Raw genomic sequence first — 12,643 nt, forward strand, 5'->3', positions numbered from 1 at the left:
CGTCTGTGTCGTCATTACCGGTTGCCGCAGTGCTACCCGATATTCTTAACGCCTTACAAAACGCGCCGCAGGTTTTACTGAGCGCGCCAACGGGTGCCGGTAAATCAACCTGGTTGCCGTTGCAGATTTTACAGCAGGCAAACTTAGGTGGACGCATTTTACTGCTGGAACCTCGTCGCCTGGCGGCACGTAATGTTGCACAGCGTCTGGCAGAATTATTGGGTGAAAAGCCCGGTGAAACAGTCGGCTATCGGATGCGTGCCGAAACCTGTGTTGGGCCAAATACGCAGCTTGAAGTCGTGACCGAAGGTATTTTGACGCGCATGATTCAGCACGATCCTGAACTCACCGGGGTGGCGCTGGTTATCCTCGATGAATTCCACGAACGCAGTCTGCAAGCCGATCTGGCGCTGGCGCTGTTACTCGACGTGCAACAAGGGTTACGTGATGACCTCAAGTTGCTGATTATGTCGGCAACGCTTGATAACTCACGCTTGCAGCAATGTTTACCTCAGGCGCCGGTTATCAGTTCTGAAGGGCGGGCATTTCCAGTTGAACGCCGCTACAGCCCGCTTTCGACTCACCAACGTTTTGATGAAGCCGTCGCCATAGCGGTGGCGAATTTGCTGCGTGAAGAGTCAGGCTCGATGTTGCTGTTTTTGCCCGGTGTGAGTGAAATTCAGCGTGTTGCGCAACAACTGCAAGAGCGCGTCGCAAGCGATGTTCAGCTTTGCCCGTTATACGGCGCATTGCCTTTGGGCGAGCAGCGCAAAGCGATTTTGCCTGCGCAGAACGGCATGCGCAAAGTGGTGCTGGCGACCAATATCGCCGAAACCAGTCTGACCATCGAAGGCATTCGCCTGGTCGTGGACTGCGCGCAAGAGCGTGTCGCTCGTTTTGATGTGCGCACCGGGTTAACGCGCCTTGTCACTCAGCGCATTAGCCAGGCGTCGATGATTCAGCGTGCCGGGCGAGCAGGGCGTCTGGAGCCAGGGATTTGTTTGCATCTTATCAGCGCGGAGCAGGCTGAGCGTGCGAGCACTCAAAGCGAGCCGGAAATCCTGCAAAGTGACCTCTCCGGTTTGCTGCTCGATTTACTGCAATGGGGCTGCTCTGACCTGAATCAACTGACGTGGCTTGATACGCCGCCTGTCGCCAATATTGCGGCTGCACGCACTTTATTACGCCAGCTCAACGCGCTTGATGAGCAAAACCGGCTCACGCCCACAGGCCAGAAAATGGCGAGTCTCGGTAACGACCCGCGTTTTGCCGCCATGTTAGTCAATGCGAAAACGGCAGATGAACAGGTAACGGCTGCCCGTCTGACGGCGATTCTTGAAGAACCTCCGCGAGGCCAGGATAGCGATTTGCGGAACGCGTTTAGCCGTCGTCAGGAAAACTGGCAGCAGCGCAGCGGGCAATTGCTAAAAAGGTTGAACAGCCGTGGCGGCGAAGCCGATTTCTCTCTTGCCGCACAGTTAATGGCGCAGGCTTTCCCCGACAGAATCGCTCGCCGTCGGGGTCTGGATGGTCGTTACCAGTTAGCCAACGGCATGGGGGCGATGCTCAACCAGGACGATCCGTTAACGCGTTACGAATGGCTATTAGCACCGCTATTGTTGCAGGGAAGCAATACGCCCGACGCCCGTATTTTGCAGGCCATTCCTCTGGACATCGACGCGCTTGCGGCGCAGTGTCCGGCACTGCTAACCCAAAGCGACTCCGTGGAATGGGATGAAACGCAAGGCACGCTGAAAGCGTTTCGTCGCACGCAAATTGGCAAACTGGTGTTGAAAGTTCAGCCACTGGCAAAACCATCCGAAGACGAGCTGCATCAGGCGATGCTTAACGGCATTCGTGATAAAGGTTTGGCCGTTTTGAATTGGTCGTCTCAGGCGCAACAGTTCAGAACACGTCTGGCCTGTGCGGCAAAATGGCTGCCCGAACTGCAATGGCCTGAAGTTTCAGATAACGCCTTGCTCGGAGCGCTAGATCGCTGGTTATTACCTGAACTGCATGGTGTACACTCGCTGCGGGCATTAAAAAACATTGATGTCACACGTGCGTTACAGAACTTGCTCGACTGGAACGCGCGCGTACGTCTGGATAGTGCGCTGCCAACTCATTACACTGTGCCGACCGGAAGCCAGATAGCGATTCGCTATGACGATGAAAACCCGCCTGTTCTTGCGGTTCGTATGCAAGAAATGTTTGGCGAGGCACAAACACCGGTGATTGCCGATGGTCGTGTGCCGTTGGTTCTGGAACTGCTCTCCCCGGCGCAGCGCCCTTTGCAGATAACGCGTGATTTAACCGCATTCTGGAACGGTGCATACCGGGAAGTGCAAAAAGAGATGAAAGGACGTTATCCAAAGCACGTCTGGCCGGATTCGCCAGCAGATGCGCTGCCAACGCGGCGCACTAAAAAGTACCAATAACTTTGAGAGATTTCCTCTTTTGCGTTTAGCGAAAGAAAGGAAAATCAGGCCGTGCGCCTTATTTTGGTGGAGAAAGCAATGGCGGGGAATGACCGCGAACCTATTGGACGTAAAGGCAAACCTTCACGTCCCGCAAAAGAGAAAGTCAGCCGTCGTCGAGTCCGGGAAGAGGAATACGACGCGGATTATGACGATGATTACGATGACGAGGAACCGATGCCGCCACGTAAAGGAAAAGGCAGCGGCAATGGCCGTCCGCCACGTAAAAAGCGCCGCTGGTTGTGGTTCTTAGTAAAACTGTTTGTGGTCTTCGTGGTGCTGTTTGTGATTTACGGCGTCTACCTTGACCAGAAGATTCGCACGCGCATTGATGGCAAAGTCTGGCAGCTCCCGGCGGCAGTTTATGGCCGTATGGTGAACCTTGAGCCGGATATGCCGTACAGCAAAAAAGAGATGGTCAACCTACTGGAAGCGACTCAGTACCGTCAGGTAACTAAAATGACGCGTCCTGGTGAGTTTACGGTGCAGGGCAATAGCATCGAGATGATCCGTCGTCCGTTCGATTTCCCTGATAGTAAAGAAGGGCAGATCCGCGCACGTCTGGTGTTTGATGGCGACCATCTGGATTCTATCCAGAATATGGATAACAACCGTAGCTTCGGTTTCTTCCGTCTGGATCCGCGCCTGATCACTATGTTGTCTTCGCCGAATGGCGAGCAGCGTCTGTTTGTGCCGCGCACCGGTTTCCCGGAGCTGTTGGTTGATACCCTGATTGCCACTGAAGACCGTCATTTCTATGAGCACGATGGCATCAGCTTCTACTCTATTGGTCGTGCGGTGCTGGCTAACCTCACTGCCGGTCGTACCGTGCAGGGCGCGAGTACGCTGACGCAGCAGTTGGTTAAGAACCTGTTCCTGTCGAGCGAACGCTCTTACTGGCGTAAAGCGAACGAAGCGTACATGGCGCTGATCATGGATGCGCGTTACGGCAAAGATCGCATTCTTGAGCTGTACCTGAACGAAGTGTATCTCGGTCAGAGCGGCGATAACGAAATTCGCGGCTTCCCACTGGCGAGCCTGTACTACTTCGGTCGCCCGGTTGAAGAACTGAGCCTTGACCAGCAAGCGTTGCTGGTGGGGATGGTGAAAGGGGCGTCGATTTACAACCCATGGCGTAACCCAAAACTGGCGCTGGAACGACGTAACCTTGTGTTGCGCCTGCTGCAAGAGCAGAAGGTGATCGACCAGGAATTGTACGACATGCTGAGTGCTCGCCCGCTGGGTGTGCAACCGCGTGGTGGTGTGATTTCGCCACAGCCTGCGTTTATGCAGATGGTGCGTAACGAACTCCAGACAAAACTTGGCGATAAAGTTAAAGATCTGTCTGGCGTGAAGATCTTTACTACGTTTGACTCCGTTTCCCAGGATGCGGCAGAAAAAGCGGTGAGCGAAGGGGTTCCGGTACTGCGTGCCTCCCGTAAGCTCAAAGATCTCGAAGCGGCCATGGTGATTGTTGACCGCTCTACCGGCGAAGTTCGTGCCATGGTGGGCGGGGCAGAAACGCAATTCGCAGGCTTTAACCGTGCGATGCAGGCGCGTCGTTCCATTGGTTCTCTGGCGAAACCAGCGACGTATCTGACGGCTCTAAGCCAGCCGGATGCGTACCGACTGAATACCTGGATTGCCGATGCGCCAATCGCGTTGAAACAGCCAAACGGGCAAGTGTGGTCGCCGCAAAACGATGACCGTCGTTACAGTGAGAGTGGCAAGGTCATGCTCGTGGACGCGCTGACGCGTTCGATGAACGTGCCAACCGTCAACCTGGGTATGGCGCTGGGCTTGCCAGCGGTAACCGATACCTGGGTTAAACTTGGCGTGCCGCAGAACCAGTTGCACCCGGTTCCGGCTATGTTGCTGGGGGCGCTGAACCTGACGCCAATCGAAGTGGCTCAGGCGTTCCAGACCATTGCCAGCGGCGGTAATCGCGCAACGCTGTCGGCGTTACGCTCGGTGATTGCTGAAGACGGTACCGTGTTGTATCAAAGCTTCCCGCAGGCGGAACAAGCTGTTCCACCTCAGGCGGCGTACATGACGCTGTTTACCATGCAGCAGGTTATGGCTCGCGGTACAGGGCGTGCGTTGGGTGGCAAATATCCGAACCTGCATCTGGCAGGTAAAACGGGGACGACCAACGATAACGTCGATACCTGGTTTGCCGGTATTGATGGCAAAGAAGTGGCGATTACCTGGGTTGGGCGTGATAACAACCAGCCGACCAAGCTGTATGGCGCAAGCGGTGCGATGTCGTTGTATCAGCGCTATCTTGCTAACCAGACGCCAATTCCGTTGGTGCTCAATCCACCGGAAGATATTGTCGATATGAGTGTGGATAGCGCGGGTTACTTCCAGTGCGGCGGTGGTGGCGATCGTACGTTGCCAGTGTGGACGACGAATCCAGACGGTTTGTGTCAGCAAAGCCAGCAGGCTGAGCAAAACAACAATCCGTTTAGCCAGTCGCAGGGGCAGCCTCAACAGCAGCAGCCGCAGCAACAACAGCAACAACAACCACAGCAACAGCCAGAAAAAAGTGATGGCGTTGCTGGGTGGATTAAGGACATGTTCGGCGGTAACTAATCCTCGCTGTATTCTGAAAAAGCCTCCGTTTGTAACGGGGGCTTTTCTTTTTTGTTAAGTCCATGCAATTACTCTGGTTAATTATTATTCCCTCGCACTCGTTAGGGGTGTGATCTGCTTGCTATGCACTTTCCGTTTCGTCTATTATTCTGCGGGCATAATAATAATTATCGTTTACGTTATCATTCGTCACTTCATCAGAGAAACCATAATGGCGCGTTTAAGAACTGGACAACCAGTCAACACCTCTCTCCGTAAACTTGCATTTTTTGTTGCGGCCACCGTGAGCGGTGTGAGTGCATCAAGTTTTGCAGCAGACAACACAACAACTAAAGAAGACACCATCACGGTTTCCGCAAACGCTGCGGCTGATGAAAGCGCGTGGGGCCCGTCACCAACTATCGCGGCTAAACGCAGCGCGACCGCGACCAAAACAGATACCCCAATCGAAAAGACGCCGCAGTCTATTTCGGTTGTGACCAACGAAGAGATGCAGATGCATCAATTCCAGTCGGTGAAAGAAGCCTTAGGTTACACCCCCGGCGTGACAGTAAGCAGCCGTGGTGCTTCGAACACCTATGATTTCGTTATCATTCGTGGCTTTTCCTCTGTTGGCCTGAACCAGAACAACTATCTGGATGGCCTGAAAATGCAGGGCGATTTCTATAATGATGCTGTCATCGACCCTTATATGCTGGAACGTGTAGAACTGATGCGCGGCCCGACTTCCGTGTTGTACGGAAAAAGTAGCCCGGGCGGTATCGTTTCTATGGTCAGCAAGCGCCCGACCACAGAACCGCTTCATGAAGTTCAGTTCAAAATGGGCACAGACAGCCTGTTCCAGACGGGTTTTGATTTCAGCGACGCGCTGGACGACGATGGCGTGTATTCCTACCGCCTTACCGGTGTTGCGCGTTCTGGTAACGAACAGCAGCAGGGTGCAGAATCGCAGCGTTATGCTATCGCGCCTTCTTTCTCATGGCGTCCGGATGACAAGACTAATTTCACCTTCTTGTCCTATTTCCAGAATGAACCAGAAACCGGTTATTACGGCTGGTTGCCAAAAGAAGGGACGGTTGAACCACTGCCAGGCGGCGGTCACCTGCCAACTGATTTCAATGAAGGTGCCACGAACAACAGCTATTCCCGTAACCAGAAAATGGTCGGTTACAGCTTCGAACACGGCTTTAACGACACCTTTACCGTGCGTCAGAACCTGCGTTTCGCTGAGATGAAAGTTGATCAGCAAAGCGCATACGGCACCGGGCTGTGTAACAACAGCATGAATGCCTTCAACGTTTACTGTCAGGCAATGTCACCAGAGCAGCAGGCGCATTATTTGGGTCGTGGCACTGTTGTTGATAAAGAACGTCTGCAAAACTTTAGCGTTGATACCCAACTGCAAAGCAATTTCGCGACTGGCGCGGTTGAACACACTCTGTTAACAGGTGTGGATTACTCGCGTATGCGTAACGATATCAGCGCCTTGTTTGGTAATGCTCCTCCGCTGGATTTGAATAATCTGCCGCCAATGGAACCGGTTGATTTCGGCGAAGCTGTGCCTTATCAGATGAACGAAAGCGAGCAAACCGGTCTTTACGTTCAGGATCAGGCTGAGTGGGACAAATGGGTGCTTACACTGGGCGGCCGTTACGACTGGTCTAAGCAAGCGACCACAGTGCGCAGCGACAACGGTTACATCGAGCGTAACGACAAACAATTTACCTGGCGTGGCGGTGTGAACTACCTGTTTGATAACGGTATTTCACCATACATCAGCTACAGCCAGTCTTTCGAGCCTAACGCCTTTAGCCTGTACAGTACGCCGCGTGTCGCTTATGAACCTTCCAAAGGTGAGCAATACGAAGCGGGCGTGAAGTATGTGCCGAAAGATATGCCGGTGGTGATTACCGGTGCGGTCTATCAGCTGACCAAGTCTGATACGCTGATGACTGACCCAACGAATGCTTTCAACCAGGTTCCTGCGGGTGAAGTTCGTGCGCGTGGTGTGGAACTGGAAGCGAAAGCCGCTCTCAATGCCAACATCAACGTCACCGCGTCTTATACCTATACCGATGCGGAGTACACCAAAGACACTACTTTGCAAGGCAATACGCCTGCGCAAGTGCCAGAACACATGGCTTCGCTGTGGGGTGATTACACCTTCAACGATGGCGTGCTGAGTGGTCTGACTCTGGGGACGGGCGGCCGCTTCATTGGTTCAAGCTACGGCGATCCGGCTAACACCTTCAAAGTCGGTAGCGCAGCGGTGCTGGACGCAGTGGTCAAATATGACCTCGGTCGTTTCGGTCTGAATGGTTCAAGCATTGCGGTAAACGTGAACAACCTGCTTGACCGTGAATACGTTGCCAGCTGCTTTGAAACCTATGGTTGCTTCTGGGGCGCAGAGCGCCAGGTTGTTGCGACTGCAACATTCCGCTTCTAAGTGTATTCGGGCACGGTTCGCCGTGCCCATCAACAAAGATGGCTCCCATGCAGGACAAACACCTTCATCCCGATACCACGTTTAGCCTCACTGACGTTACTTTCCGCGTACCCGGTCGCACGCTTCTCCATCCTCTGTCGATTACCTTTCCCGTTGGAAAAGTGACGGGTCTGATTGGGCATAACGGCTCGGGGAAATCGACGCTGCTGAAAATGCTGGGCCGTCATCAGAAATCTTCTGCCGGGGAAATTAATCTTAACGACCAACCGCTGGATAGCTGGAGCAGCAAAGAATTTGCGCGCAAAGTCGCTTATTTACCGCAGCAACTTCCGGCCGCAGAAGGCATGACCGTACGTGAGCTAGTGGCGATTGGTCGCTATCCGTGGCACGGCGCGCTGGGTCGTTTTGGCGTGGCGGACAGGGAACTGGTTGAAGAGGCGATTACGCTGGTTGGCCTGAAGCCTTTTGCTCATCGCCTGGTTGATAGCCTTTCCGGCGGCGAACGCCAGCGGGCATGGATTGCGATGTTAGTCGCGCAAGACAGCCGCTGCCTGTTGTTGGATGAACCAACGTCGGCGCTGGATATTGCCCATCAGGTTGACGTCCTCGCGCTTATCCATCGCCTGAGCCAGGAACGCGGCCTGACGGTGATTGCCGTTCTGCACGATATTAATATGGCCGCCCGCTATTGCGATAACCTTGTAGCGCTGCGTGGCGGTGAAATGATTGCTCAGGGAACCCCTGCCGAATTAATGCAAAGCGAAACGCTGGAGAAGATTTACGGTATTCCTATGGGGATTCTGCCACATCCTGCGGGTGCGGCTCCCGTGAGCTTTGTTTACTAATGAGTGAATTGATTAATCCTTCAATGAGCCGTCGCCAGCTACTGGCGGCACTCGCGCTCTCGCCGTTACTGCTCAAAATGGGCAATGCTCACGCGGCTTCAATTGACCCTCATCGCATTGTGGCGCTGGAATGGTTGCCCGTTGAACTGATGCTGGCGCTGGGTGTAAAACCCTATGCGATGGCCGATATCGCCAATTATCAAGCCTGGGTCGGCGAGCCCAAATTGCCTGCTGGCATTATCGACGTTGGGCTGCGAACTGAACCCAATCTTGAGCTTCTCACCCAGCTAAAACCGTCGCTGATTCTCTATTCCGCAGGCTACGGCCCGGCACCTGAAAAAATGGCGCGCATCGCACCCGGTCTGGGTTTTAGTTTTAACGATGGCTCAGGCAAACCGCTGACCGTCGCTCGCAAGTCTCTGACAGAACTGGGCGAAAAACTGGGGATGCAGCAGGCAGCAAAAGATCACTTACTGAAATTTGACCAGTTTATCGAGCAGATGAAACCCCGCTTTGCCGGGCGTGGTGATAAACCCGTTTTACTGATGACATTATTAGATTCCCGCCATGCGCTGATTATCGGCAAAAATAGCTTGTTCCAACAGGTGATGGATTTGCTCGGAGTGAAAAATGCCTGGTCTGGTGAAACTAACTTCTGGGGCAGCGCGGTGGTTGGCCTGGAGCGTTTAGCCGAAGTGAAAGACGCCGACGTCATCTGTTTTGATCACAATAATGATGCGGAAATGGCCCGCGTGACCGCCACTCCGTTGTGGAATTCGATGCCTTTCGTGCGCCAGAATCGTTTCCAACGAGTCCCTCCGGTCTGGCTTTATGGCGCGACGCTTTCAGCTATGAGCTTCACGAACACGCTGGCGAAAGCCATAGGGAGCCAGGCGTGAAGCATCGTCATGCTTTGTTCCCGGCGATCTTGCTATCGCTGCTGTTTGTGATTGCCTGCGCGTTGACGCTGCACAATCTCAAGGCTCAGCTTCCATCTGCCCTGTGGGTATCCGCCTGGTGGCAGCCAAATATCGATGACATCAATCAGATGTTATTCCACTACAGCTTGTTGCCTCGCCTGGCCATTTCCTTATTGGTCGGGGCAGGGTTGGGGCTTGTGGGCGTGCTATTCCAACAAGTTCTGCGAAACCCGCTTGCGGAACCCACCACGCTTGGCGTGGCGAGTGGTGCGCAGCTCGGCGTTACTGTCGCTACGCTGTGGGCGCTGCCCGGTGGATTCGCGACGCAACAATTTGCGGCCTTAGTGGGCGCGGGCGTGGTCGGTTTGCTGGTGTTCGGCGTGGCGTGGGGTAAGCGTTTATCGCCGGTCACGCTGATTCTGGCCGGTCTGGTACTGAGCCTGTATTGCGGCGCGGTGAATCAATTACTCGCCATTTTCCATCACGACCAGTTGCAGAATATGTTCCTGTGGAGCACCGGTTCCTTGAACCAGCAGGACTGGGATATCGTGAATGGCCTGTGGCCGCGTCTGGTTGGCGGATTGTTATTAACGCTGTTGCTGTTGCGCCCGCTAACGCTGATGGGCCTCGACGATGGCGTGGCGCGTAATCTTGGCCTGGCGCTTTCCATGGTGCGCCTCGCGACGCTGGTTTTGGCGATTGCCATTAGCGCACTGCTGGTCAATGCGGTGGGGATTATCGGTTTTATCGGTTTGTTTGCACCGCTTCTGGCGAAAATGCTAGGGGCGCGTCGCCTGGTGGCTCGGCTATTCCTCGCGCCGCTTATCGGGGCCTTAATTCTCTGGCTGTCGGATCAATCCGTTATCTGGCTCACCAGCGCATGGCGTGAAATTTCTACCGGCACCGTGACGGCTTTGATTGGTGCGCCATTGCTGCTGTGGCTTTTGCCGCGCCTGCGAACGGTGGGTACGCCTGCCATGAATCAGGGCGATAACGTTCCGGTTGAGCGTCAGCATCTGCTCTGGTGGGTGTTGATTGGCAGCGGCGTGTTAGCGTTGGTTATCGCCACCGCATTGACGATGGGGCGCGATGTACAGGGTTGGAATTGGGTGAGTGGTTCGTTATTCCATGACCTGTTGCAGTGGCGCTGGCCGCGCGTTCTGGCCGCTCTGACTGCGGGCATGATGTTGGCCGTCGCCGGGAGCGTGATTCAGCGTTTAACCGGCAACGCAATGGCAAGTCCGGAAGTCCTGGGCATCAGTTCTGGTGCGGCATTTGGTGTGGTGGTGATGCTGTTTATTGTACCTGGAAATGCCTTTGGCTGGTTATTCCCGGCGGGCAGTCTGGGTGCTGCGGTGACGCTTCTGGTGATTATGGTCACAGCCAGTCGTGGCGGTTTTTCCCCTCAGCGCATGTTGCTGGCCGGAATGGCGCTGAGTACCGCTTTTACCATGTTGCTGATGCTGTTGATGGCAAGCGGCGATCCGCGTATGGCGGGAATACTCACCTGGATTTCCGGTTCAACGTACAACGTGACCGGCGACCAGGCTGTCAGAACGCTGATCCTGATGGTTATCTTATTCGCGCTCACGCCACTTTGTCGCCGTTGGTTGATGATTCTGCCATTAGGTGGCGCGACCGCACGGGCAATTGGTATGGCGCTGACGCCATCGCGTTTTGCTTTGCTTTTGCTGGCTGCAACGCTGACCGCAGCCGCAACGATGACCGTTGGGCCTCTGAGTTTTGTCGGTTTAATGGCACCACATATCGCACGGATGTTAGGTTTCCGGCGTGCAATGCCGCAACTGATTATGTCGGCGTTATTCGGTGGGATGCTGATGGTCGCGGCGGACTGGTGTGGGAGAATGATTTTGTTCCCGGATCAGGTTCCAGCCGGGTTGTTGGCGACGTTTATCGGTGCGCCGTATTTTGTTTATTTGCTGCGTAAACAGACCCGGTGATTTGTGTTCACCCTAACCCTAACCCTCTCCCTGAGGGAGAGGGGACGGATCGTTTTTCCCCTCTCCTGGGGGAGAGGGCCGGGGTGAGGGGCAAAAGATTACAGCTTCGCAAACACCCGACGCGCGGCGTCAATCGTCTTCTGAATATCTTCTTTCGAATGCGCAACTGACATAAAGCCTGCTTCAAATGCAGACGGTGCCAGGTAAACGCCTTCTTCCAGCATCAAATGGAAGAACTTCTTAAAGCGCTCAACGTCACACGCCATCACATCCTTATAGCTCGTCACAGACTCTGCATCGGTGAAGAACAAGCCGAACATGCCGCCGACGTTATTGACGACCAACGAAATGTTTTCTTCTTTTGCGGCTTTCAACAGCCCATGCGCCAGCATTTCAGTCAGCTCAGTCAACGTCTGGTGAATGCCAGGTTGAGAGACTTCTGTCAGGCATGCGTAACCTGCGGCCATCGCGATTGGATTACCAGAAAGCGTACCCGCCTGATAAACCGGGCCGGTTGGTGCCAGTGCGTCCATGATTTCACGGCGGCCACCGAACGCACCGACTGGCATTCCGCCACCGATGATTTTACCCAGGCACGTTAAGTCAGGTTCCACGTCGTAGTAAGACTGCGCGCCCGCCAGGGCAACACGGAAGCCAGTCATCACTTCGTCGATGATAAACAGGGCGCCAAACTCATCACATAGGGCGCGTAAGCCCGGCAGGAAATCGGCGTTTGGTGGAATGCAGTTCATGTTGCCCGCGACCGGCTCAACGATGATACAAGCGATATCCTGCGGATACTGCTCGAATGCCGCACGCACGCTGGCGAGATCGTTATAGGTGCAGGTGAGGGTGTGTTTGGCGAAATCAGCCGGAACGCCCGGTGAGTTTGGCTGGCCGAGGGTAAGTGCACCAGAACCCGCTTTGACCAGCAGGCAGTCAGCGTGGCCGTGGTAGCAGCCTTCAAATTTGATGATTTTATCGCGACCGGTGAAACCGCGAGCCAGGCGAATGGCGCTCATGGTGGCTTCAGTGCCGGAGTTCACCATGCGAACCATATCCATGGTTGGAACCAGTTCAGTCACCAGCTCTGCCATTTTCACTTCCATCTCGGTTGGCGCGCCGAAGCTCAGGCCACGTTCTACCGCTTCAATCACCGCGTTGCGGATAGCCGGATGGTTATGACCCAAAACCATTGGTCCCCATGAACCGACGTAATCGATATAGGCTTTGCCGTCAGCATCAAACAGGTAAGCCCCGTCAGCGCGTTCGATAAACAGCGGTACACCGCCGACTCCGGTAAAGGCACGAACCGGTGAGTTCACCCCGCCAGGGATGACTTTGCGTGCGGCAGCGTACAGGTTTTCAGACTTACTCATGAATCGGCTCCTGATTCGTG

Annotated in this window: 7 protein-coding genes; 6 read left to right on the forward strand and 1 reads right to left on the reverse strand. The window is 54.5% G+C overall.

Features of this window, described 5'->3' with window-relative positions; translation table 11 throughout:
* The first annotated feature begins 5 nt into the window (after window positions 1–5).
* The 6 genes from hrpB to fhuB all read left to right on the forward strand — a co-directional run bounded on the left by hrpB (window position 6) and on the right by fhuB (window position 11,244).
* Entirely contained in the window at window positions 6–2,438 is a 2,433-nt protein-coding gene (gene hrpB, locus AC0IWZ_RS02895; RefSeq protein WP_471678193.1) for an ATP-dependent helicase HrpB, read from the forward strand.
* Window positions 2,439–2,516: 78 nt separating this feature from the next.
* Window positions 2,517–5,072, forward strand: coding sequence for a bifunctional glycosyl transferase/transpeptidase (gene mrcB / locus AC0IWZ_RS02900; RefSeq protein ID WP_034493459.1), 2,556 nt, complete (start codon window positions 2,517–2,519; stop codon window positions 5,070–5,072).
* A 211-nt stretch (window positions 5,073–5,283) separates the two neighbouring features.
* Window positions 5,284–7,518, forward strand: coding sequence for a ferrichrome porin FhuA (gene fhuA, locus AC0IWZ_RS02905; protein WP_471678192.1), 2,235 nt, complete (start codon window positions 5,284–5,286; stop codon window positions 7,516–7,518).
* Window positions 7,519–7,565: 47 nt separating this feature from the next.
* Complete coding sequence (fhuC, locus tag AC0IWZ_RS02910; RefSeq protein ID WP_034493449.1) at window positions 7,566–8,363, forward strand: Fe3+-hydroxamate ABC transporter ATP-binding protein FhuC; 798 nt, start codon at window positions 7,566–7,568, stop codon at window positions 8,361–8,363.
* On the forward strand, window positions 8,363–9,262 hold the full coding sequence (gene fhuD / locus AC0IWZ_RS02915; RefSeq protein ID WP_034493450.1) for a Fe(3+)-hydroxamate ABC transporter substrate-binding protein FhuD: 900 nt from the start codon (window positions 8,363–8,365) through the stop codon (window positions 9,260–9,262). Before fhuC ends, fhuD begins: the two co-directional genes overlap by 1 nt.
* A complete protein-coding gene (gene fhuB / locus AC0IWZ_RS02920) occupies window positions 9,259–11,244 on the forward strand; it encodes a Fe(3+)-hydroxamate ABC transporter permease FhuB (protein ID WP_034493451.1) in 1,986 nt (661 codons plus the stop codon). The genes fhuD and fhuB overlap by 4 nt, the downstream gene beginning before the upstream one ends.
* 98 nt (window positions 11,245–11,342) lie before the next feature.
* On the opposite strand, the gene hemL is transcribed toward fhuB, so the two are convergent.
* Window positions 11,343–12,623, reverse strand: a complete 1,281-nt coding sequence (hemL, locus tag AC0IWZ_RS02925; protein ID WP_259268498.1) for a glutamate-1-semialdehyde 2,1-aminomutase — start codon at window positions 12,621–12,623, stop codon at window positions 11,343–11,345.
* Window positions 12,624–12,643 lie beyond the last annotated feature (20 nt).

The sequence above is a fragment of the Buttiauxella sp. AC142 genome (assembly GCF_979253435.1).